Source organism: Bacteroidota bacterium, assembly GCA_018266835.1.
Lineage (GTDB): Bacteria > Bacteroidota > Ignavibacteria > Tepidaquicellales > Tepidaquicellaceae > JAFDZO01.
The window spans coordinates 92911-116896 of the sequence record JAFDZP010000002.1 but is presented as its reverse complement, the minus strand read 5'-3'; the positions used below and the strand labels follow the sequence as shown (position 1 = coordinate 116896).

Genomic DNA, 23986 nt, shown 5'->3' with positions numbered 1-23986 from the left:
GGGCTACGCTCGGCTTTTTTATTTAATCAAATTTTTCCATCCCGTTATTGTGAGTCTTAAATTTCCATATGCGCATATTGCTCTTAATGTACCTATAGATTCACTGTTTACATACAAAATCCCGCAGCATTTTTCATCGCAGGTTTTACCCGGCGTAAGAGTTATCGTTAACTTCGGTAATAAAATTCTCACGGGAGTTGTGATTGAGCTCTCCGATAAAGAGCCGTTAAGAAAAGTAAAAGATATCCGTGACGTACTTGATGACAAGCCGATTTTGCAGGAGGAGATGATTTCATTCTGCAGGTGGGTATCGCAATATTATATTTCTCCCATAGGGGAAGTTATTTTCCTTTCCATTCCTAAAAACATTAATATTAAATCCGATGTTTTTTATCAGCTAACCGAAGATTATATAGAGAAGCTGAACGATTCAAAGCTGAGGGATAATTTTTTATTTGATATAATAGATTATATAAAAAATCATAAGTCAGCAGTAACAAAAAAGCAGATTGAAAAAAAGTTTAAGTATTATGATTTAGCTAAACAGGTTAATTTATTATTGGAGAACGGGATAATTTACAACGAGAGTTTATACTCAAAGCCAACTAAAGAAAAAATTATTAAACTTGTAAATGCAAACTTCGCATCTGAAAGTTTAGAAAAAGTAATTGCAGACAATAAAATAAAATCAGAGAAGCAGAAAAAGTTTTTGCATGACTTACTGAAGTATAAAGATAAAGAACTGAATGAACTGATGAAGGAAGTAGGGATTACTTCTGCATCTGTAAGTTCACTTGAGTTAAAAGAGTTAATAGTTGTAAAAGAAATCCGCAAGATGCGGACATCGGAAGATATATTTGAAGAGACTGAAAAAAATATTAAACTAAATGATGAACAGTCAGTTTGCCTTGATGAAATTAATTCTGCAATTGATTCAGATTCGTTTGCTTCATTTCTACTCTTCGGGATTACAGGCAGCGGAAAGACTGAAGTTTACATCAATGCAGCAAGACATGCGCTCGAAAAAAACAAGTCTGCAATAATCTTAGTGCCGGAAATATCTCTTACTCCTCAGCTTATTCACAGGTTCAGAACAAAGTTCGGAGATAAAGTAGGAGTAATTCACAGCAGATTATCTGAAGGAGAGCGGCTTGATACATTCGACAGAATCAAAAACGGATATTATAAAATAATAATCGGGGCGCGCTCAGCGCTTTTTGCTCCTGTAAAAAATCTTGGATTAATTGTCGTTGATGAAGAGCATGACCATTCATATAAACAGGAAAATTCCCCACGATATCATGGAAGAGATTCTGCATTAGTAAGAGCAAAGTTTAATGAGTGCGCCGTTGTGTTAGGCTCCGCAACTCCTTCACTCGAAAGTTTCTACAATGCAGAAAGTGGTAAATATAAAATGCTTACGCTTGGTGTCCGCGCGGGTAATTTCAAGCTGCCCGAAGTAAAAATTGTGGATTTAAATGAACGGGAGAAATTAAAAGAGAAAGAGTACATAGAATCTAATACAAACTTTATCAAAAAAGATTTTTTTGATTTAATTGATAAGGTCAGATTAAAGTTTTTATCAAAGGACTTGCTTGTAGATATTGATAAACGCTTAGAAAGAAAAGAGAGCGTTATAATTTTACAAAACAGGAGAGGATTTCATACATATATAGAATGCATGTCATGCAACACTGTTGAAATGTGCCCCCGGTGCAGCATTGCGTTAACGTATCATAAGGCAATTGATTTGCTGAAGTGTCACTATTGCGGATTCTCAAAAAAGAAACCGATGCTCTGTACAAACTGCGGAGCTCAGAAGCTAGTGGAAATGGGAGCAGGAACAGAACGAGTTGAAGAAGAACTTATAAAATTATTTCCTGATGCAAGAATTACAAGGATGGATTCGGATTCGCTTACATCCAAAAATCATTATCAGAAAATCCTGAAAGACTTTTACGATAAGAAAATTGATATACTTGTCGGCACTCAGATAATTTCAAAAGGTCTGGATTTTCCTGATGTAACGTTAGTAGGAGTAGTAAATGCGGATATCGGATTGCTGAATCCCGATTTCAGAGCAGGGGAGAGAACGTTCCAGATATTAACACAGGTTGCGGGAAGAAGCGGCCGCGCTGAGAAGGAAGGAGAAGTTTTGATACAGACTACCCATCCCGAATATTTTTTATTTACAAACGTTAAAGAGCATAATTATTTAGAGTTTTATAGAAAAGAAATAAAAATGAGAGAGGCAGCGAATTATCCGCCGTTTAGCAGAGTCGCTATAATTGAAATTAAGTGCGAAGACAGACTGCTTGCTGAGAGCAAGATAAAGGAAGTTTATAATTTTGTGAAGATGAAAGATGAAACGAATAAGCTTGATATGCTGCCACCGAATCCGCCGTTGTTTTCAAAGCTGCGTGATAAATACAGGTATCATCTTTTAATAAAATCCCCGAAACAAAAAGATGCCTCGGGGAGTTATCTGAATTCGGTTTTACGCGCAGTAAAAATTTACGCCGATAAAAACCTACCGACAAAAACACAGCTTACTGTAGATGTGGATGCAGTGAATTTGCTTTAAAAAATGTTCCTGGACTGTTGATTATCTTGCCTATTTGTTAAAACACTCACAACTTCCCCCATCTGCAATCATTTCGGCTTCTATAGAAGAGGTTGTAAAGCAGGGTGCCGAAGGTGTAACTTTTAGAACGGCTATACAGGAGTTTCCGGCATTAATACAAATTGTGTTTGACTGCCCTGCTGTCAACAAAACATTAAATGGATTTGTAGTCGCTCTGTAAGAAGTTCCGCCATTTATGCAATAATCATAAGGAGGATTCAGGCAACCACTATCACCTATCACATAAATATCATAGCTGCACTGAGTACTGACATTAGGTTGGCTTTGTCCTTCAGAAAAAGCTGTACCTGAAAAATTAATAATTATTACTAATAAAATTATTAGTAAAACTGATACTCCGATTCTTAAATTTTTCATAACTTTTTAATTAAAGTTAAAAAAGATTTTTTTGAGTGAGAGACTAAAGCCCGATTTTTAAGCTGAGGTTCTCTCAAATTTTTTGCCAGAAGAATGATACAGAAGGATGAGATATTATTGATAGATAATCTTTCCTGAAAAATCCGGAAAGATTATCTATTCAGTTTAATAAATTAGCTGTCAGGGCAATCACATTGACCTTGACCGCTAAATGTAAGATATACATCTGTTATACCGCATGGTCCGCTTCCTACATTGATAATCAATGTACCGACACAGCCGTTGCTTGATGAAACACAAATAGTTGACTTGCCATTACAAGGTAAGTAAGATAAAAAGTCCCCTGTGACATGATCTGAAACACCGTTTACACAAATATTATAACTTCCCGTGGCGCAAGGCCCTGTAGTTGGAATATGTACTTTGTATCCGCAGGTGCATTGATGAGAGTTATCACCCACTACCGGGAGCGGATTCTCAGAACTGTAAGCAATTGTAGAGAAGTAACTTACAATTGCAAAAATCACCAATGGTAGAAAGGCATAAACTACTTTGTAATTTTTCATAACTTTAGCAATTAAGTTAATAAAAAAAGTTAGTTTATTAAGAGACTAAAGCCGGATTTTTAAGCTGAAGCACTCTCAAATTTTTCTGCCAGGAAAAAAAGAAAATGCTATTTTTGCAGGGGATTACATTGGGGATTTAAATTTATAGACTTTATTTTAAAAAATCAAGAAGAAATACGATATTAATTAAACATAATATTACAGAAAATAAATTATTCTTTTTATTTTAAAAAACATTTCATAACTTATGGGCTAAATAAAAAAATATGAAACTATTATTTGCTTTCTTATTTACAATCATTCTTGCTAATGTCAGTTTTGCTCAGGATGCAAAAGATACAAAACAAAAATCCGGTGAGCCAGTTTCAACAATTGGTTACATTGAAAAAATGGAATCGAAATCGGGTTATGGTATAAACGGATTTTATATTCAGTTAACAAAAGATGAATATGAAAAATATTACGATAGAAAGATTGAAGTCTCAGGAAAACTTTTAATTGTTAAAGGTTTAACCGATGAGCAATTGAAAACCATGCAAGGCTCTAAAGAAGACAGATATTTTATAGAAGAAACTGTCATAAAAATTATAGAGTAGCGGAAACTTTTTTAAAAAATCTCCAATTGTAATTTCTGAAAGGAGATAATAAATATGTTATCCGAAGAACAAATAAAAAAATTGGTTGAACTGGAAAAAGAAGAGATGGTTCTTATTTCCAGAAAAACTGATTTTGCTAAGCAGGAAAATCCGGACGATAAAACAAAAATAGAGATTCAAAGAATTGACCTGCGTCTTCAGGAAATTGAAAATGAAGCAGATGAAATAAAAGACCTGCCCAAACTTATAACCCGAGATAAGCTTGCTAAAGAACTTGAAGTTTCAAACAGAACTGAAGACGAGCTGATAGAAGAACACTCAAACGAACGTGACAGAAAGCAGTTCGAGATAGAAGAGCAGATAAGAAAGTATGTGAACGAAAATAATTTAACCTAAAGCACACTTAAAATATAATTGAATTGAGTAATTAATTATTTTTTTCAATATTAATGTACACCTAACATTAATATGAGAAAACTTTTCCCCCTTCTGATTTTCTTTGTCCTTTTATCCACTTCCTATGCTCAGAACTACGGAGCAAAATCAATTTTCAAAAAATATAATGATGCAGTTGTTGTAATCTATGCCTGCGATAGCTACGGTAAGCCGTTTGCTCAGGGCAGCGGAGTAGTCCTGAACAGCCAGGGACTTGTTGTTACAAACTACCACGTCTGTGACGGAGCATCTATTATTAAAATAAAACACGAAGATTTAATTATAGAGGATGTAACTGTTTTAGGCGGAGATAAAGATGATGATATAATGTTTTTGAAAGTTCCTCAGAATAATTTTAATTACATACCTGCCGGTAACAGCGATAAGCTGGAGATAGGACAAAAAGTTTATGCGCTGGGAAGTCCGCTTGGATTTGAAAATTCCATCACTGAAGGAATTGTAAACGGCATAAGAAAAATTTCAAGATACAGCGGAGATAATTATATACAGATATCTGCAAGCATTTCACACGGGAGCAGCGGCGGAGCTTTAATAACTGCAGGAGGTAAGCTCGTAGGCATCACATGCGGAGGCATTGAAGACGGACAGAATATAAATTTCGCATTACCGATAAATAAAATTTTAGCATCAGGCATTTATGCGGCAAATAAATTTGAGGAAGATGAAACTGTTGAGAAGAAAGAAAAGAAGACTAAGAAAAAGAAAAAAGATGATTCTATAACAAGCACTGATACTGAAAAGAAAACAAAGAAGCCTCGCAAAAAGAAAAAGAAAGACAGTGAAGAAATATACAGCGGTTCATCCAGTACAGGTATTACTCAAAATCCGGGAAGCAGCAAGAGTGAAAAGCCATCAGGTACATCGTTTAAAGAAAATTATAATAAAGGTGATGCAGCTTATACAAGAAAAGATTTTAATTCCGCATTGGAATATTTTAATCAATGCGTTTCAATAGAACCTGATAATGCGCTTGGCTATTTTTGCAGAGGACTTTGTTACGCTCAGTTAAAAAAATATGAAAGTGCTTTAAGTGATTTGAATTATGTAATAAGGTTAAGTCCGGACGTATCTTTAGCATATACAACACGTGCCCACATATATGAAAAAATGGAAAAATATTATGATGCTATAAAGGATTATACTTCTGCACTGGAACTGGACAGAACGAATAAATATGCTCTGTACGGTCTGGGAAGTTGTTACTATGAATTAGATGAATATGAAAAATCGGTCTTGTGTATGACGGCGTACATTCTTATAGATAACACTGACCCATGGGCTTATTATATCAGGGGAAGATGTACAGTTGAAGGAAATCTTGATTATGAAAATCTGGACGAATGTAAAGATTTCAATAGAGCATATTCGCTCGGCCTTGATGATGCCAAGGAATATATAGACCAATATTGCAAATAAAATTTATAAATTAAAACAAATATTACACTTATAAACAAGGATACAGAAATGAGAAAGATTTTACTATTTGCTATACTTCCTTTATTATTTTCTTACTCAAAATTATACGCTCAGAAATATGAAGCTGAACAGATTTACTCAATGTATAATGATGCCGTAGTGGTAGTGATAGCATGTGACAGGTATGGAAATCCCGAGAGTATGGGAAGCGGTGTTGTAATCAGTGACGATGGCACTATTGTTACAAATTATCATGTAATTGATGGACACTCAAAAATAATAATCAAGCATAACGATGTCATAATAGATGATTGCTCATATCTTTGGGGAAAGAAAAGAGAGGATGTCGCATTTCTTAAAGTTTCTTCCGGTTCATTTAAAACTATGCCAATGGGAAACAGTGATGGAGTAAAAATTGGAGAAAAGATATTTGCATTAGGAAGCCCCCTTGGTTTTGAGAATTCCATTTCCGAAGGAATCATTAACGGAGTCAGAAAAATTTCCCGTTATACCGACATAAATTATATACAGATATCAGCAAGCATATCTCACGGGAGCAGCGGCGGCGCGCTGATAAATTCATACGGAGAATTGATAGGAATAACAACTTCTACAATAGAAGAAGGACAGAATATAAATTTTGCAATTCCGGTTTCACTTGTAGCTGAGCTGCAGCAGAAAGCAAATACCTATGTTTCAGAAGATAAAAAAGATAAAAGAAAATCTGATGAAACTTACAGCGCGAAGAGTGACGAATCAGGGAAAGACCCGAGAAGAATTGCAAAGAAAGATACATACGGTGATGCCGGCAATGATACAGATGATGATGTAACAAGCGCAGACTCTCCTAAAAATACAAAACCAAAAACAAGAGAAGACAGAAAGCTAAAGAAAGTAAGCAGTGATACAAAATATGATACTTATAACGAAGGTATATCTGCTATGAATGACGGTGACTATTCAGCTGCTATCAGAAGTTTTACAGAGTATATTTCATTGAATGCAAATGATTTTGATGCACTTGAAAACAGAGGTATTTGCAGTTATAATCTGCAGATATTCAGTGATGCTATTAATGACTTTAATAAAGCTCTTACCCTTAACAAATACTCATTATATTCTTTGCTATACAGAGGGAGAATTTTGCTGACTCAGGGAAAAAATTCTGATGCAATCAAAGATTTTGAAAAGGCAAAGATTACGGATGCGGATAACAAGCAGGCTAGCACAGGAATTGCTATGGCTTATTACAACATGAAAGATTATCAGAAAACAATTGATATACTGGATGAAGTCTTAAACTGGCGTACTGAAGATCCGCTGCCGTTTTTATACAGGGCAAAAGCTAAAATTAAAATTGGAGATTATTTAAAACCCGAAGTATGTAGTGATCTTGCAGCAGCTATAAACTATGGTTCCAAAGAAGCTGAGGAGCTGATGGCAAAAATCTGCAGGTAAAATTATAATTTTCGGAAAGACTAAATTTAACACAAACAGAGCCGAAATCTGTTGTGTTATATAAAATAATTAAAAGATAAATTCAATTAATAATTGATTCACTGTATTGAATTGTGAATTATGATTGTTTTTCAATTTTATTAAATTACAAATTCTATAGATTACTTTTTTAAAATTCTATCCTTAAAATTTTGCAATAAACATACCTAGCCATCCATACTAAATCCATTACCAAATATTTAAATTTATAAATGAAAAAAATCCCCGGAGTTGTTCTGTTTCTTTTATTGTTCTTTTGTAATATTTCTTTTGCTCAGAAAGATACATGTAAAATCGGAATGTATATTTTATCATTCACCGATTTTAAAATTGATGATGCCAGTTACAAAGTAGATTTCTGGCTGTGGTTTTTATATAACAATGACAGCCTTGAAATAAAAGATGCTATTGATATTACAAATGCAAAATCGGTTGAGTTCAGTAATTTCTCTGTAGAGAAGCGCGGCGGTAAAAACTGGGCACAGGTAAAGTGTAAAGCAGTTATTAATCAAAGCTGGGATGTAACTAAATTTCCCTTTGACAGGCAGGAGCTGTATATCAAACTTGAACATACAACTTTAGATGCAAATGAAGTTGTGTTCATAGCCGATTCGGAAAATTCAAAAATTGATTCGACATTTTTGTTCGATGACTGGAATATAAATTCTTTTAAGATTAAAGGGATGCAGAGAACTTATAATACTACATTCGGAGACCCGGTGTTGAAAGGTTCCAGTACCTATCCAGGAATTGAAACGGAAATAATTATAACACGCGCTCACTCAAACGGAATACTTGTAAAAATGCTGACGGGAGTTTATGTTGCCTTTTCTATTGCACTGCTTGGATTTTTAATAAAGCCATCACTTGCAGACAGGCTGGGACTTTGTGTTGGCGGAATTTTTGCAGCAGTCGGTAATAAATATATTATTGAGTCAGTTGTTCCTTCCTCTACAGCCAATACGCTGCTGGATAGTATTCATAATCTTACGTTTGTTGCGATACTTATTATGATTGCGTTGACAGTCGTTTCGTTAAAGTGGTCTGATACGGAAGATGAAAGGATGAAGGCAAAATCTCAAAGGATAGACAGAATAAGTTTTGCTGTATTACTGGTTGGATTTATTTCGGCGAATATAATTTTAATACTTTCAGCAAGAAGCTAAAAATAAAAGCCCTGAAGAACTCAGGGCTTTTTTGTTTGTACTTATAAGTACTTAATCAGTACTCTCGCAGTACTCTCGGAAGGACTCGAACCCTCACAAACAGAGCCGAAATCTGTTGTGCTATCCATTACACTACGAGAGCTTTTAAAATTAATAAAGAATAATTCACAAAGTAAGAAATATTGAATTATAGTTTTTCTTATTAATCCGTAAATTACAAATTCTAAAATTTATTTTTAATGCATTTCCGTTCCTATGAAACTAAACATTCTTGACCAGTCGCCTTTATTCACTGGCAAATCATACTCACAGGCAATTAATGAAACTATAAAACTTGCAAAGTTTGCAGATGAAAATAGTTATCACCGCTTCTGGTTTGCAGAGCATCATAATACTAAATCATTTGCATCAGCAAGTCCCGAAATTTTAATAAGCGCAATAGGATTTATCACAAAAAAAATCCGTATTGGTTCAGGCGGAGTTTTGCTAGCGCATTACAGTCCCTTAAAAATTGCAGAACAGTTCAAAATGCTGGAGACTCTTTATCCCGGAAGAATTGATTTAGGGATAGGCCGCGCAGGCGGAGCAGATGCAAGAACGAATAATAAATTAAATCCAATCAGCGAAGATGTGTTTGCAAAGTTCGATGAGATGATTTCATATTTTAATCCAAAGGAAGCATCATCTCATATTGCCTCCCCGATAATAGAAAACACTCCTGAGTTCTGGGTGCTGGGGACTTCACCGGATAGCGCAATGTATGCTGCCAAGAATGGATTGAGATATTCATTCGCTAATTTTATAAATGATGAGAGATGCGTGGAGTCGCTTGGAGTTTATTATCAGAATTTTAAACCGTCAATTTATTTAAAAGAGCCGTATATAAATCTTGCAGTATTTGCAATGGCCGCAGATACTGAAGAGAAGGCGCGTGAAATTGTTAAGCCTGTAGAAGTCTGGGCAATTAACAGTATGCTTTACGGTAAGAACGAAAATTTCCCTTCGAATGAAGAAGCTAAAAATCATACATTCAGCTTTCAAGAAAAAATGATGATTGATTTTAAACGCAGAAGCGCGTATGTGGGAGATGTAAAAACAGTTTGTGAAAAACTTGAAGATACCATGAAGAAATTGGCAGTGCATGAGTTCACCTTAGTTTCGATTTCAGACGATTTTGAAGATAAATTGAACTCGTACAGACTGATTTCAAATTATTTTTCAAAGTGCTGAAACTTTTAAAAGCGGCTTCCGTAAATAATTGTTTACGCCCGCCGAATTTCCATAAGCACTTATGTAATTTTTTTCTTGCTTTTAAATATTAAACTCTCTAATTTTACATAAATCCAAATCAATAAAATAACAAAGGCATGAACAGTAAATCCCGGTACTTCAGCTCATTATTGATTGCGTTAGTTGCGGCATTTGGCTACTACATCCTCACTGATTTTAATGTTTCAGATATAAAGCTCAAAACATTTTCATCCCTCGGAGTTCCGTTCAGAATGTACCAGATAAACAATTCTGTAAAGCAGAAAAAACTTCCGCTTCCCAAAGTTGTTTATGCTTATGCTGTTCAGCAGGATGAGTTGAAAACTCCTCAGGTGGATATAATAGCTGAGACTAATTTAGATGCTCAAGAATTCCTTGCAGGATTAACCGGCGCTTTACTTGAATCCGAAAGAAGCAAAAGAACTCCCGATATAAAAATTAATGATAAGTTTAAGTACGGTGTAAGAAATGAGAATCCTGAAGTAATTCTTCAGAGAACAATTTCACCGGAAGCTATTCCCAATCCTAACAAACAAATCTGCAGGGATAATCCGAGCAGCTTCACAGTACCGGATAAGGTATCAAAAGAAGATATTGAAATGATAGTTTCAACCGTGACTTTAAAAAATGTAAAGAAAATTGAAGAGTGCTTTAAGAAAATAAAAGTAATTTACGGAAATGAGAGCGCAAATATGAATAATGTAATTGTGAACTCAATGCAGAATCCTAACAAGCAGACCAGAGTTTCCTGCAATACAACAGGTAAGTTAACATCTTCTACTGCTCCTGTAAGAAATATGCGAAGAGCAACATCGGTTGCCGATAATGACGAAGAAGAAAATGAGACTCCTGAACCTGACGAAGATACAGATAATTAAAAAAATAAAAATAAGATTTTAAACTGAACCCGGCTGGAGAAATTCATCCGGGTTTTTTGATGCCTATTTTTTGAGTGGTGGGGGCGCTCTCCCGTCCCGACTAAGTCGGGACGGCTGTCACAAAGCAGAAAACAGATGAAATCTGTTTTCTGCTTTGAACAGGGCACGCCTTCGGCGTGACGAGAGCGCCTCCTGTAACTGGTGAATAGAAAAGATTATTTTATAAGCACCATCGATTTTGTTAGTGAACTATTCTCTGTTTCAAGTCTGTAGTAATACACTCCCGAAGAAAGTGAAGTTGCATCAAAAATTAATTCATAACTTCCTGCATTCAATTTTTGTTTTACGAGATTTGTTATTTCTTTCCCTAACTGATTAAAGATTTTTAATGAGGCAAAAGTAGATTTCGGTAATGAAAAAATTATTTTTGTAACGGGGTTAAATGGATTAGGATAATTTTGTTCAAGAGAAAATTTATCAGGTAATGAAGAAGAAATCTGTCGAACACTTATTATCTCAGATAAATTTCTTCGGTAAGTTCTTGATGAAGGATTCGATGCGAAGATAAAATCATTAGAACATGCGAGATGCGGACCGTCTGAAACATCTGTCCCCAGTCCCTGATTTTTTTGAATCCATGTCAAACCGTTATCTTTTGATAAATATACACCTGCATCTGTTCCTGCAAAAATATTTCCGTTAGAAATAACCAGCGAAGATACATAACGATTGTTCAGTGATGTCTGAGTCCATGTCGTTCCGTTATTTGTGGAGAAATACACACCTTCATCCGTTCCCGCAAATAAGTTGTTATTACTAAAAGCTAATGAAATTACATTTCTGTTATTGAGTGAAGTTTGTGCCCAGTTTACTCCGTTATTTGTTGATAAATAAACACCCTCAGTTTCTACTCCTGCAAAAATATTGCTGCCGTTTATTGCAAGTGCATATACAAAGAAAGTCACGGGAGTTTGAGTCCAGTTAGCTCCACTGTTTGTTGAGTGATATATAAATCTCCCTGTTGAAGTGAACACATTATTAGCGCTTGCAGAGATGGCAGTAATTCCGTAAAGTTCGGAAGGGGAGAGTGTGTGAGTCCAGTTCAGTCCGTTATTACTTGAAATATAAATTCCGCGGTTGTCTCCATATAAAGTCCCCGAATAAATATTTGCTCCTGAGGAAGTGACTTTATTGAATCCTGATTGAGCCAGAGAAGTAAGTGACCAGTTATTCCCATTATTGGTTGAAATGTAAATTCCATTGAATTGCTCCGCAGCGAAGAGATTTTTTCCGCTAGCTGTTACTTCACTGAAATGAGGCGAATTAGTATTCATCCATTGCGCATTTGCAATAGCCGGCAGAGTTATAAATAAAAAAAGTAATTTTAGAAGAGTCAGGATTTTCATTATCAAAATATCCTTATTTGAATATAAAATTACAATTGATTGCAAATACCATAAAATATTTTCCCTATTAGTAGGAATAGGGAAGTCAAGATTGAAGTGGGAGAATTTATTTGGTATTTTATTGGGAGCAATTCAAGGTTGAATAGTTTTATTGATCAACCCAACCGCCTCCTTGAAAAGTAGCGGAATGATAGTAACAAAATGCGACAATAATGTTACAATTTGAATCTTACCTTACCTCATTCCCAAACTCCGTTTAGGAATGCATTGTAAGCGAAACTCTGTTTCGCAATGAAACGGAGTTTCATTTTTCAATTGCCGTCCCAAACAGGAGTTTGGGACGGAGCTTGGGAAAGTATGTGACAATAATGTGACAATTCCATAAATAAGTATGACAAAAAATGTTACTATAATGCTACAATTTGAAACTTGTAGTTTGAAACTGAAACAAAAAAGTGGGCATTTTATCGGATTGTAACACATATTTATTATGGTTATTTTTAACGTTTACTAAATTTTTAATACTTATCCATTGGAAACTAATATAAAAGAATTAGAGAACACTAAAAAAGAGTTCGAAGCCACCCTATCTTATGATGAATTAAAACCACACTTTGATAAAGCTACGGAAAAATTCCGTAAAAAAGCTAATATTCCCGGATTCAGAAAAGGAAAAGCGCCGCTTTCTATGATAAAGAAAATGTACGGAGAGAGCCTTGAATTCAACGCGCTTGAAGATATCACAAACGATGTATTTAAAGAATATGTAAGAGATAATAAAATTGATATTATCGATATCGGCGCAATCCTTGATATGGATTACAAGCCGAAAGAAAAATTTACTTTTAAAATCGCTTACGAAACAAAACCAATCGTAAAGCTTGAAGAGTACAAAGGTCTTGAGCTGACAAAAACTGTTTATGATATTCATGAATCTTTAGTAGATGAAGAGATAGATTATTTCAGATTCAGAAATGCTACGTTTGAGCTCGACGGCCAGGCAATGGATGACCAGTACATGATAACAGTTGATATACAGAACTTAGATGACGCAGGAAATGTTATAGAAGGGGAGACTCAGAAAGGCTTGCAGATCTATCTTGCAAATCCTGATATTTACCCTGAGTTCAAAGCAGGTTTCCAGGGCATCAAAGAAGGCGAATCAAGAGTTGTTGAAACAAAGAATGCTGACGGCGGTCCGAAAAAAGTTCAGGTAACGGCAACTAAGGTTGAAAAAGTTATCCTTGCTGATATGAATGAAGAATTCTTCAAAAAGGTCTTAGGAAAAGACGATATTAAAACTGAGGAGGAATTCAGAGATTACATAAGAAAGGATATCAAAAAAGTTTATGACGACATGACTTCAAATAAAATGAAGAACGATGTTGTAAATGAAATGATAAAGGCAAACGATGTTGTTGTACCCGATAAATACGTTGAGTACTTCCTTGATGACTTCGTTAAAGAAGAAAAAGAGAAACATAAAGGACATAATCACGGCTTAGATGAAGTTGAGTTCAGAAAGCAAAAGAGAGTAGATGCCATTGTTGCTGCAAAGTGGATGCTCCTGCGCGAAGAATTAATCAAAGCTGAAAACATTGAAGCTGATGATGCTGACTTTATGAAGCTTGCCGAAGAGACTGCTTCAAGATTTAATATTCCTGCTGAAAATCTTCTGGGAATTTATAAACAAAATGAAGATATCAGAATGAGAATATTGAATGATAAAGTATTGGATTTCTTAATTGCCAATGCAAAGGTAACGGAGAAAAACGAATTAAGAAAGAAACAGGAGCTTGGTAATGCCCCTGCCGAAGAAAAATAAATTTTAAAAACCTCAAAAACAAAAATGGATTTTACAAGTGTTATTAAAAGAAATGAAGACCTTATCCATCACGGATTAGATAAGGCTCAGCAATTCAAAAGCCAGTTAGTCCCGATGGTTGTCGAGCAGACTTCCAGAGGCGAACGCGCTTATGATATTTATTCAAGATTATTAAAAGAAAGAATTATATTTTTAGGAACTCCGGTTTACGATGAAATGGCTTCGCTTATTGTAGCTCAGTTGATTTTTTTAGAATCTGAAGATCCCGATAAAGATGTAATGCTTTATGTAAATTCACCCGGAGGAAGTGTTTCTGCAGGTCTTGCAATTTACGATACCATGCAATACGTACGTCCTGAAATCAGCACAATCTGTGTAGGTATGGCTGCATCTATGGGACAGGTATTATTAACAGGCGGAGCAGCGGGTAAAAGAATTGCTTTACCGCACTCAAAAATTATGATGCACCAGCCTTTAGGAGGCACTCAGGGACAGGCAACTGACATCGAAATTTATACAAAAGAGATGCTCAGAACCCGCGATACTATATATAATATAATTTCAAAGCACTCAGGCAAACCGACTGACCAGATTATGAAGGATGCCGAACGTGACAATTATATGACAGCAGAGCAGGCAAAAGATTACGGTTTAATTGATGTAATTCTAACAAAGCGCGAAAAACCAGAGAAAAAATAATATATTGTAAATATAGAACTGCATTTTAAATTGATATTTTAACAGGGAAAGCAATTTCGGTCTCGAAATTGCTTTTTTTGTTTGTATAATTTGACATGACAATTGTTTCAAAATGTCACATTAAAGTTTTAAAATAAAAATTTAGAAGGAGCAGTAATGAAAAAGATTTTAAGCATACTCATTTTCACATTTCTTATATCAGGTTTTTCACAAGCCCAATACTACAAACCAAATATGCAGTTGATTGTAAAAGGTGTAATGAACGCACCCTTTTATGAGCCCATCAGCGAAAATACATCAGATAATGCCTTTATAGGTTTCCAGGTTGAACCTGTTGTGAATTTATCATCACACTGGGGAATTTTCGGTACATTCAACATGGGTTTTATCCCGTCAAAAGATATTGCAAGACCGCAGGGAACCGGTTCATTTAAATATTCAGTTTCGAATGAATATTCAGGATACGGTGGTGCACGTTATTATTTTGCTCCTGAAGACGGAAGATACATAAAGGTATATGTAGATGCAGCTGCCGGAGTTTATTCATTTAATCCATCTGATGCAGTTTTTACATCTACTACAAATCCTACTTACACTAAAACATTTACATTTCCCGGAGCTACTCAAATCGGTATGAATGTTGGAGGCGGTTTAAATGTAAATCTTTCCCCGGGGTTATTTTTAAATTTCGGAGCAAGATTTCATAACCTCTTTAAAAAATCAGACCAGACGCTAACATCTACAGTAGTTTATAACAATGGTACCCCTACTGAGGAAACTACTGTAATTCAGGATATTCCAAATAGAAATTACTTACAAATTACAGCCGGTCTTGGTTTTAGATTTGGCTTATAATAAATATCATAGAATTTTAAGCCGGCATAAGCCGGCTTATTTAAACAACCTCAAACTTCAAAAATAAAAAGGAGAAAACTTTGAAGAAAATTATTTACGTATTCATTTTCATGCTCATGATAACAGGATTATCACAAGCACAGACATCCAAAATTGTAAAGACACCTTTTACACCTACATTTCAGGTTATCGTGAAAGGCGCTTATTCAGTTCCGCTATCACATCAGGATTTTAAAGATTTCACAAGCGGATTTCCGGGCGCACAATTAGAGTTAGCTTACGATTTCAATCCATGCTGGGCAGTTTATGGAAATTTCAGCGCAGATTTTATTTCAGCTAAAGATTTTCCTGTTACAACAGGTGGGGTTACATCTGACCTTAAAACCAGTACACAGTTATCAGGTTCAATCGGACCAAGATACTATTTCAATCTGCGTTCAGCTCCATTATGGAAAATTTATACTGACGTAGGTGTAGGAATATACTCTGTTAAACGCGGCGATAATACAGAAACAAGCTCACAAGGAACAGTTACAGTAACACAAGATGCTTTTTCACAGGTAGGACTTAATCTCGGTGCAGGTGCAAACGTAGTTGTAGGTTCCAAAATGGTTGTAACAATGGGAGCAAAGTATCACTTCATAATGAAGAAATCAGCTTATTCGCAAACAGGTACAATTTCAGACGGAACTACAAGTCTGCCTTATAATAGTCCGGCAGCAGATGTTCCTGAAAGAAGCTACTTACAATTCAGCTTAGGATTAGGCTTCAGATTATAATTAATAAATCCTTATATACGTAATTACAAAAGGCGGTTTAGCAATAGACCGCCTTTTTTTATATAACTTTTTTAACAGATTGCCGTAAACTTAAAATATATTTATTCACAAAAACCCCAGGATATATTTCTCGCACAGATGGGAATAATAAATATTGATTAAATTAAAATATTTAGAAAATTCTATTAAAGGAGAAACAATTGAAAAAAATCCTAATTGCCATGCTGCTCGTTTTCGCAGTAACTGGCATATCAAACGCACAAAATCACACATCATTTAAACCATCTTTACAGGTTATTGCAAGAGGTTCTTATTCAGTGCCACTTTCACATCAGGATTTTAAAGATAATGTAAGCGGATTTCCGGGAGCACAGATTGAACTGGCTTACGACTTCAGTCCATGCTGGGGAGTTTACGGAAATCTCAGCGCAGATTTCATCAGTGCCAAGAACAGCACACTTACCACAGGCGGAACAACAACCACTCAAAAAACTGCAATGCAGTTTCCTGTATTTATTGGACCCAGATATTATATCAACATGAAGAATGCTCATCTTTGGAAAATTTATGCTGATGTTGGTGCAGGACTTTACGGAACTAAACCCGGAGATATAACTACTACTACTTCATTAGGAACTTCAACAACTACTCAGGATGCAAATTCACAATTTGGTTTTAATGCCGGAGCAGGTGCCAATGTTGTCGTAGGTTCCAGAATGATTGTCACATTTGGCGCAAAGTATCATTTTGTTATGAAGAGTTCAGATGCTTTAGTTTCAGGAACTACTACAGATGTCAATGGAGTCAGCTCATCATATTCTATTTCCAAAGATCTGAGTGAGTACAGCTACCTGCAATTTAATGCAGGTGTAGGTTTCAGATTCTAAAGTAACCGCAGTCTTTAATTTAGCAGAAGCGGTTTAGAAATAAACCGCTTTTTAAAATTTATGTGAAATAAATTTTCTGCAAATTAAAAAAAATGGTAACTATGCTTTATTTAACACGTTTATACAGAGGCATTAAACCATAACATTAAATTTATGTGGAATTATTAAAAAATAATTCTTAATTTTAAAACGGACTAATCTAGTCTATAATCAAAAGGAGAAAACTTTGAAAAAAATTACTTTATTAGTTGTTATGCTATTTTTCGTAGCATCAGCTACATTTGCTCAGGCAAACAAAGGCTGGGACGGAACCAAACCGGAAGTATGGAAAGGTTCAAAGTCATGGCAGTTCACATACACACCATTCCAATCAGATCTTGGCCAGGTATTCGCAGGTGAAGCTGACGGAATAAGAATGGGCGGCGTTGGCTTCAGATATTTCGTAAGCAACGACTGGTCTTTAACATTCGGTGTTGGTTTTGGAACAGCTAGTTCAACAACAAATGATACAACAAAAACTTCTGCAACTAACTTCGGTGGTTCAGTAGATTTTGATTATCACATGAGAAGCATGTATAGCGTTGCTCCTTACATTGGCTTAAACGTTAATGTTGGATCAAGAAGCTCAACGGATGACAGAACAGCAGCACCGGGTGCAGTTTTCCAAAGAAAGTTCTCTACATTAACTTTCGGTGCAGGCGTTAACGTTGGTTTTGACTGGTACTTCACACCAGGTATGTCTTTAGGTGGAAAGTATACATTATCTTTCAACACAACAGGCGCTCCGGAAACAACAGTAACACCATATGCTAATGGTGGAGCAGGAACTTCAGTAATTACAAAAGGTCCTTCTACAACAGGCTTTGGTACAGGTATTATGAGTGTGATATTAAACGTACACTTCTAATAGTTTAGAAAATATTTTTACATTTCTTAAGAAGCGGTTTAGAAATAAGCCGCTTTTTTTATGTCCATCTCGGATTTATTCTCCTATTCTTCCCTATAAAACTTCCAATCAGGAATATTATTACAAAATGTATAGAATTATATTTTCATATTTATTAATTTTGTACGAGGCTTGGATTAAAATAAAAGGAAAAATTATGAAAAAAATTTCTTTACTACTTGTTTTGTTGTTTGTAGTTGCTTCAACAACATTCGGTCAGGCAAATAAAGGATGGGACGGAACAAAACCTGAAGTCTGGAAAGGCTCAAAAGCCTGGATGTTCACATACACACCATTTCAAACAGACCTGGGTCCTGTAAATGCAGGATCAGTTGACGGAACACAACTAGCCGGTCTTGGATTCAAATATTTCGTAAGCAATGACTGGTCATTAGCATTCGGTGTTGCATTTGGAACAGCAAGCGCAACCACAAACGATACAACTAAATCTTCAGCAACACAATTCGGCGCTTCTATTGATTTTGACATGCATATGAAATCAATGTACAGCATAGCTCCTTACATCGGTTTAAATGTTAACATTGGTTCAAGAAGCACAACAGATGACAGAACAACTGCACCTAACTCTGTTTACCAAAGAAAATATTCAGGAATGACATTTGGCGCAGGTATCAATGTTGGTTTTGACTGGTATTTCACACCCGGTATTTCATTAGGCGGAAAGTACACATTATCTTTCAATACAACAGGTGCACCTGAAACAACAACTATTCCTTACGCAAACGGCGGAGCAGGAACATCAGTAATAACTAAAGGTCCTTCTTCAACAAACTTTGGTACAGGTATCATGAGTGTAATAATGAATGTACACTTCTAAAATTGGAATTAATAATTTGTTTTTTTGAATCCCCTGCAGGGAATAACTGCGGGGGATTTTTTATACCTTCCACAATTGACATTTTCAAATATCTCAAAAAATAATACAGTAGCTAAATAATTTTATTATTCTTAATTTTAAAATTATTGTATTAATTATTTTTAAACCCCACAAAAAGGAGAAAATTTGAAAAAAATTCTTTTTACCGCATTCCTTCTGTTATTTGTTACAACAATATCATCAGCTCAGAAACTTCTGCCTATTAAACCAAGCGTTGAAATAATAGTTAAGGGAGCTTTTGGAACGCCGCTCTCGGATGATAATTTTAAAAACTCATTTAAATCATTCCCCGGTGGTCAATTAGAAGTCGTGGGTAATATTACATCAAGTTTTGGTGTTTACGGAAATTTCAGCGCAGATTTTTTAAGTGCTAAAGATCAGTCTGCTATCGGACAAACAATTACGCAGGATAATACATACATGCTTTCAGGAAGTGTCGGACCCAGATTTTATTTTAATTTACCCGGCAGTATTTTATATAGATTTTTTGGAGATGTAGGTTTTGGAATTTATGCAACAAGACTAGGTGATAGAGTAACAACAACAGTTACAACTCCGCCCTTTACTGTTACTACTGATAGACATAACGTTTACACTCAGACAGGTTTTAACATAGGCGCAGGGATAAATATTGGACTTGGTCCTCTTGGGTTGGCAAACGTAACTTTAAAGTATCATAATTTAATGAGTAAATCGAATGTTCAAGTAATTAATACTCGTACAATTGAAGGAAGCAATCCATCAGTAAACTCAAATATTTTTCAGGATGTTCCTTCAAGCAGCTATTTTTCAGTTGCAGTAGGTTTAGGATTTAAAATCGGTTTATAATATTTATAAAAGTATTTTGATTTGAAAAGCGGGTTAGAAATAGTCCGCTTTTTTGTTTAAACAAAACAGATGAAAGAACTACGGATTGCTATATTAGTATATTGTTTGACTTATCTCATTTTTATTCTGCAGCCTTATTGGCCAATGGATATTATGGGAATTTATGAACATCTTTTTCTTGGCTATATGATCAGAGTACAAAAACCTTTTCTATTAATTTTTTATTGGAGCGTAACAATTGTTTTTTTCATAATTGTCTTTTTAATACCGGATAAGCAAACAAATTGGCAAACTGTTTTTATAAAAATACTCTTTCCTGTATTGTTGGGACTAAACATTTTTTTGACAATTACATTTTCTCAAAGAGTTCAAATTCAAATGGATGACTTTAAAAAATTGATAAAAGAAATGGAGAGTTACTATGATGTGAACAATGAATATCCGTCGGATGTGAATGATATTTGTAAAAATTTAAACTTATCGGAAAATAAAGTTGTCCGTTATGAAAGATTTGGTAATAATAAATATTTTGAATTATGGTATGAACCATTTGGATTTAAATGGAATCATCTTGAGTATCATTCCAATACAAAAGAAATAAAAGTTAATGATTGAAATTTTTAACTGTCAATCGTATTTTAATTTTTTTTTTAAAATCGTAATTCGCAAAAATGGCAGGTTTAATAATTATTGTAATTTTGGAATCGGTTTATGCATTACATCTATTGATTAATTACATAGGATTTAACCCATATGGGCTTTCATCTGCTTTTTTGATACTAATGGTTCCGGAAAACTGTAGCATTTGTATTTTCTTTCCAATCGCAATAATAGTTATTCTTAATTTATTTCTTTTTCAAAAAACAATAGCTGCAAATAAAAATTTTAGAAAATTATGTTTAATACTTCTTTATATCAATATTGCTTTTACGATTATTTGGGTTTTCAAAGTACAGTATCAAATTAATGAAGGATATAGAATTGTTACAGAAATTGAAAGGTCCCGGGAAGTTAAAGGAGAATATCCGCAAAATATAGATTCAATATTAACTGTACTGAATATTGATAATAAAAAACATCAGACCTATAATTACAATATAGATAAAATTAATTGGTATCGCTTTTCTGTATCACCAAAAGAGCTTGAATGGGTTTACTATGAATATGATTTAAAAGAAAAAAAGTTTAAACTAATTGACGACTAAATAATTATTTTACACCTCTTTTTCCACCCTCTCTTTATCTTGAATATCACGCATAATTACTTTAATTTCCTTACTTATCCATTATTTTTTAGCAGAAAATACAAGAAAAACTAAATGAATTTTAAGACTTTTAATAAGATTACGGGATTATTCGTATTTCTCTTTGCGACCGTTATTTACATAATGACTGTTCAGCCAACGCTTTCCTTCTGGGATTGCGGTGAGTTCATTGCATGCGCATTTACTGTCGGCGTTCCCCATCCTCCGGGGGCACCGCTTCATACTTTAGTCGGTAAAATATTTACTATGATTCCTACATCTCCGGATATAGGATTACGAATGAATTATCTTTCTGTTATTGCAAGTTCACTTTGCGCTTTGTTGTTATATTTATTCACTGTAAAAGTAATTAACAACTGGAAAGGTGCTCCAAAAAATTTATACTCTATTTTAATGGTTTGCGGCGCTTCTGCAATAGGAGCTTTATCTTATGCGTTCAGTGATTCATTCTGGTTCAATGCGATGGAAGCTGAAGTTTACGGTTTCGGAACATTTCTTATAGGATTATGCGCTTACATAATGATGGTATGGTGGGAAAAAGCAGATGAGCCGGGCTCTGATAAATACTTATTGTTATTATGCTATGTTTGCGGTCTTGCACTTGGTATTCACTTATTAGTCGCACAAATGATTTTCGTTGCAGGTTTATTATTCTACTTCAGAAGATATACTTACACAAGAAATTCACTGCTGATTGCGATTGGTGTTTCTGCAGTTGCATTCTTTATAGTTTATCCGGGAATAGTAAAAAAATTCCCATCTATGCTTAACGTAAGCGGAATGATTGGAATAGTTATCATTGGTCTTTTATTATTCGGAATTTATTATGGCAGAGCCAAGAAAATGGCTATGTTAAGTCTCTTCTGTTTATCTGTCTTTTTAGTAATTTTAGGTTATTCAACATACGTATCAGTACTTGAAAGATCGGCAGTACAAAATATGCCGATTGATGAAAACAATCCTGATAATCTTCCTGTACTTCTTTCATATTTAAATCGTGAACAGTACGGCGAACAGCCTTTGATTCTTCCCAGAAGATATTCACACGAACCACAACATACAAGAACTTGGGATAATTACACAGGTGACTTTGACTTTATGTGGAGATATCAGATAAAGGAAATGTTCTTAAGATATTTATTCTGGCAGTACATCGGCCGCGCAGGTTATGACCAGGGCGACCAGTGGGATTTCAGTAAATTTTATGCAATACCTATGGCGTTCGGATTGCTGGGAATTTGGATTCACTTCCGGCGGGACTGGAAGATGGCGTTCGTATTTATGATGATGTTTATAGCTATGGGTGTCGTTACGGCACTTTATCAGAACCAGCAGGATCCTCAGCCGCGGGAAAGGGACTACTTTTATGTCGGGGCGTTTATGGTCTATTCCATGTGGATAGGCATAGGAGTTTACGGCTTAATAGAATTAATAAGAGAAAAACTAAATAAGGAAACAATGATGGCAGGCGGTACATTAATACTTGCCGCATCATTTATATTTGTTCCTATAAATATGCTTAGAGTAAATTATCCTAAGCAGGATAGAAGCAAAAATTATTTCCCTTATGATTATGCATATAACATATTGCAGAGTGTAGAGAAGGATGCTATCTTATTTACAAACGGAGATAACGATACATTCCCTCTATGGTGCTTGCAGGCTGCTTACGGAATAAGAACTGACGTTAGAATTGTAAACCTTTCATTAGCACAGACTGAGTGGTATAATATTCAGTTGAAAAATGAAAGACCTTACGGAGCATTACCGGTTCCGTTCACAATGACCGATACACAGTTAAGAAAAATAGCCCCTGACAGATGGGATCCGAAAACAGTTCTTTCAATTGATTTACCAAAAACTGCTTTTCCTGACTCAATGAGAAATCGCTCGGACTTGCCGACTAAGTTTACCTGGAATTACCAGGGATATCCTTATCAGCAAGGCGATGGCGGAAAACCAATGCAGATAGTAAGAGGCAGCGATATTGTAATGATGGATATTTTGAAAGCCAATAAATGGGAAAGACCTATTTACTGGTGCGCAACAGTTTCCAATGATAACTACTTAGGATTAAGCGAGTATCTTTCAATGCAGGGAATGGCACAAAAACTTTATCCTTTCAAAGTTGGAAGTGTAAGCACAGGAATAACAGTTGATACAGCTATTACAAGAAAGTGTCTATTTGATAATCCGGAAGATGCTTCAAAGACTCCAAGATATGGCTTTAAATTCAGAGGCTTAACAGATGCTTCAATCTTCTATGATGAAAATCATCAAAGAATGATTTCAAGCTACAGGAATATTTTCCTTAAGTTAGCTGAAACTTATGCTCAGGATTCTACAAAATATAATTTAGTTCAGCAGACTTTAGATAGAATGGAGCAGGTGATTTCTCCTAAGGCAATACCAATGGATTACAGAATGGAATACTACGTTGCGATGCTTTACCGAAATATACACAACGATAATAAGTATAACGAATTAATTGGTGACGTAATTGTTCAGGCTGAAAAAGAAATTCAGGTATCGAAGACAATTAATCCTAACGATTATTATAATCCATATAGAATTTTGCTGGATGCTTATGAAAGTAAGAAAGATTACAACAATGCTTTAAGGATTATTGAAGTGCTTAAATCTTATAGTAGAAATGATCCGGGCTTACAGCAAAGAGAGCAGGATATAAGAAGTAAGATGTCTCAGGGCAAGTAAAATGTTCTTAAATAATTAACAGTTTTAAATTAAACGAC

General features: G+C 35.0%; 22 protein-coding genes and 1 tRNA gene. 19 read left to right on the top strand and 4 right to left on the bottom strand.

Annotated elements, in window-relative coordinates:
* Positions 1-49: 49 nt before the first annotated feature.
* Positions 50-2584, top strand: coding sequence for a primosomal protein N' (gene priA, locus JST55_02345; protein MBS1492319.1), 2535 nt, complete (start codon positions 50-52; stop codon positions 2582-2584).
* A gap of 30 nt (positions 2585-2614) precedes the next feature.
* On the opposite strand, the gene JST55_02340 is transcribed toward priA, so the two are convergent.
* Positions 2615-3001: a hypothetical protein gene (locus tag JST55_02340; protein ID MBS1492318.1), complete on the bottom strand. Its 387-nt coding sequence runs from the start codon at positions 2999-3001 to the stop codon at positions 2615-2617.
* A gap of 173 nt (positions 3002-3174) precedes the next feature.
* Positions 3175-3567: a hypothetical protein gene (locus JST55_02335; protein MBS1492317.1), complete on the bottom strand. Its 393-nt coding sequence runs from the start codon at positions 3565-3567 to the stop codon at positions 3175-3177.
* A 266-nt stretch (positions 3568-3833) separates the two neighbouring features.
* On the opposite strand from JST55_02335, the gene JST55_02330 reads away from it, so the two are divergent.
* From JST55_02330 to JST55_02310, 5 genes are all read left to right on the top strand, one after another.
* A complete protein-coding gene (locus tag JST55_02330) occupies positions 3834-4163 on the top strand; it encodes a hypothetical protein (GenBank protein ID MBS1492316.1) in 330 nt (109 codons plus the stop codon).
* Between the two features lie 54 nt (positions 4164-4217).
* The gene (locus JST55_02325; protein MBS1492315.1) at positions 4218-4559 is read left to right on the top strand and encodes a hypothetical protein; all 342 of its coding nucleotides are present in this window, start codon (positions 4218-4220) and stop codon (positions 4557-4559) included.
* Between the two features lie 72 nt (positions 4560-4631).
* Positions 4632-6035, top strand: coding sequence for a tetratricopeptide repeat protein (locus JST55_02320; GenBank protein ID MBS1492314.1), 1404 nt, complete (start codon positions 4632-4634; stop codon positions 6033-6035).
* A gap of 48 nt (positions 6036-6083) precedes the next feature.
* Complete coding sequence (locus JST55_02315) at positions 6084-7493, top strand: trypsin-like peptidase domain-containing protein (GenBank protein ID MBS1492313.1); 1410 nt, start codon at positions 6084-6086, stop codon at positions 7491-7493.
* Positions 7494-7744: 251 nt separating this feature from the next.
* On the top strand, positions 7745-8698 hold the full coding sequence (locus tag JST55_02310; GenBank protein MBS1492312.1) for a hypothetical protein: 954 nt from the start codon (positions 7745-7747) through the stop codon (positions 8696-8698).
* 70 nt (positions 8699-8768) lie between these two features.
* On the opposite strand, the gene JST55_02305 is transcribed toward JST55_02310, so the two are convergent.
* Positions 8769-8840 (bottom strand) — tRNA-Arg (locus JST55_02305).
* A gap of 113 nt (positions 8841-8953) precedes the next feature.
* Between JST55_02305 and JST55_02300 the strand changes: the two genes are divergently transcribed.
* Both JST55_02300 and JST55_02295 read left to right on the top strand, forming a co-directional pair.
* Complete coding sequence (locus JST55_02300) at positions 8954-9928, top strand: LLM class flavin-dependent oxidoreductase (protein MBS1492311.1); 975 nt, start codon at positions 8954-8956, stop codon at positions 9926-9928.
* A gap of 137 nt (positions 9929-10065) precedes the next feature.
* A complete protein-coding gene (locus JST55_02295; protein ID MBS1492310.1) occupies positions 10066-10845 on the top strand; it encodes a hypothetical protein in 780 nt (259 codons plus the stop codon).
* Positions 10846-11060: 215 nt separating this feature from the next.
* On the opposite strand, the gene JST55_02290 is transcribed toward JST55_02295, so the two are convergent.
* A complete protein-coding gene (locus JST55_02290; protein ID MBS1492309.1) occupies positions 11061-12251 on the bottom strand; it encodes a T9SS type A sorting domain-containing protein in 1191 nt (396 codons plus the stop codon).
* A 532-nt stretch (positions 12252-12783) separates the two neighbouring features.
* Between JST55_02290 and tig the strand changes: the two genes are divergently transcribed.
* The 11 genes from tig to JST55_02235 all read left to right on the top strand — a co-directional run bounded on the left by tig (position 12784) and on the right by JST55_02235 (position 23948).
* Entirely contained in the window at positions 12784-14076 is a 1293-nt protein-coding gene (gene tig / locus JST55_02285) for a trigger factor (protein ID MBS1492308.1), read from the top strand.
* 24 nt (positions 14077-14100) lie between these two features.
* Entirely contained in the window at positions 14101-14775 is a 675-nt protein-coding gene (clpP, locus tag JST55_02280; GenBank protein ID MBS1492307.1) for an ATP-dependent Clp endopeptidase proteolytic subunit ClpP, read from the top strand.
* Positions 14776-14931: 156 nt separating this feature from the next.
* Positions 14932-15630: a hypothetical protein gene (locus tag JST55_02275; protein MBS1492306.1), complete on the top strand. Its 699-nt coding sequence runs from the start codon at positions 14932-14934 to the stop codon at positions 15628-15630.
* Positions 15631-15710: 80 nt separating this feature from the next.
* Positions 15711-16409, top strand: a complete 699-nt coding sequence (locus JST55_02270; GenBank protein ID MBS1492305.1) for an outer membrane beta-barrel protein — start codon at positions 15711-15713, stop codon at positions 16407-16409.
* A gap of 200 nt (positions 16410-16609) precedes the next feature.
* Positions 16610-17296 (top strand): outer membrane beta-barrel protein, encoded by a 687-nt coding sequence (locus tag JST55_02265; protein ID MBS1492304.1) that lies wholly within the window; start codon positions 16610-16612, stop codon positions 17294-17296.
* A gap of 226 nt (positions 17297-17522) precedes the next feature.
* Entirely contained in the window at positions 17523-18203 is a 681-nt protein-coding gene (locus JST55_02260) for an outer membrane beta-barrel protein (protein ID MBS1492303.1), read from the top strand.
* 196 nt (positions 18204-18399) lie between these two features.
* Complete coding sequence (locus tag JST55_02255) at positions 18400-19080, top strand: outer membrane beta-barrel protein (protein ID MBS1492302.1); 681 nt, start codon at positions 18400-18402, stop codon at positions 19078-19080.
* A 186-nt stretch (positions 19081-19266) separates the two neighbouring features.
* Entirely contained in the window at positions 19267-19968 is a 702-nt protein-coding gene (locus tag JST55_02250; protein ID MBS1492301.1) for a hypothetical protein, read from the top strand.
* Positions 19969-20346: 378 nt separating this feature from the next.
* Positions 20347-20583, top strand: coding sequence for a hypothetical protein (locus tag JST55_02245; protein MBS1492300.1), 237 nt, complete (start codon positions 20347-20349; stop codon positions 20581-20583).
* Between the two features lie 56 nt (positions 20584-20639).
* A complete protein-coding gene (locus tag JST55_02240; GenBank protein ID MBS1492299.1) occupies positions 20640-21173 on the top strand; it encodes a hypothetical protein in 534 nt (177 codons plus the stop codon).
* A gap of 114 nt (positions 21174-21287) precedes the next feature.
* The gene (locus JST55_02235; GenBank protein ID MBS1492298.1) at positions 21288-23948 is read left to right on the top strand and encodes a DUF2723 domain-containing protein; all 2661 of its coding nucleotides are present in this window, start codon (positions 21288-21290) and stop codon (positions 23946-23948) included.
* The last annotated feature ends 38 nt before the right edge of the window (positions 23949-23986 follow it).

Coding starts and splice junctions, on each gene's coding strand:
- JST55_02340 (MBS1492318.1), bottom strand. CDS start 3,001: ATGAAAAATTTAAGAATCGGAGTATCAGTTTTACTAATAATTTTATTA.
- JST55_02335 (MBS1492317.1), bottom strand. CDS start 3,567: ATGAAAAATTACAAAGTAGTTTATGCCTTTCTACCATTGGTGATTTTT.
- JST55_02330 (MBS1492316.1), top strand. CDS start 3,834: ATGAAACTATTATTTGCTTTCTTATTTACAATCATTCTTGCTAATGTC.
- JST55_02325 (MBS1492315.1), top strand. CDS start 4,218: ATGTTATCCGAAGAACAAATAAAAAAATTGGTTGAACTGGAAAAAGAA.
- JST55_02320 (MBS1492314.1), top strand. CDS start 4,632: ATGAGAAAACTTTTCCCCCTTCTGATTTTCTTTGTCCTTTTATCCACT.
- JST55_02315 (MBS1492313.1), top strand. CDS start 6,084: ATGAGAAAGATTTTACTATTTGCTATACTTCCTTTATTATTTTCTTAC.
- JST55_02310 (MBS1492312.1), top strand. CDS start 7,745: ATGAAAAAAATCCCCGGAGTTGTTCTGTTTCTTTTATTGTTCTTTTGT.
- JST55_02300 (MBS1492311.1), top strand. CDS start 8,954: ATGAAACTAAACATTCTTGACCAGTCGCCTTTATTCACTGGCAAATCA.
- JST55_02295 (MBS1492310.1), top strand. CDS start 10,066: ATGAACAGTAAATCCCGGTACTTCAGCTCATTATTGATTGCGTTAGTT.
- JST55_02290 (MBS1492309.1), bottom strand. CDS start 12,251: ATGAAAATCCTGACTCTTCTAAAATTACTTTTTTTATTTATAACTCTG.
- clpP (MBS1492307.1), top strand. CDS start 14,101: ATGGATTTTACAAGTGTTATTAAAAGAAATGAAGACCTTATCCATCAC.
- JST55_02275 (MBS1492306.1), top strand. CDS start 14,932: ATGAAAAAGATTTTAAGCATACTCATTTTCACATTTCTTATATCAGGT.
- JST55_02255 (MBS1492302.1), top strand. CDS start 18,400: ATGAAAAAAATTTCTTTACTACTTGTTTTGTTGTTTGTAGTTGCTTCA.
- JST55_02245 (MBS1492300.1), top strand. CDS start 20,347: ATGGATGACTTTAAAAAATTGATAAAAGAAATGGAGAGTTACTATGAT.
- JST55_02240 (MBS1492299.1), top strand. CDS start 20,640: ATGGCAGGTTTAATAATTATTGTAATTTTGGAATCGGTTTATGCATTA.
- JST55_02235 (MBS1492298.1), top strand. CDS start 21,288: ATGAATTTTAAGACTTTTAATAAGATTACGGGATTATTCGTATTTCTC.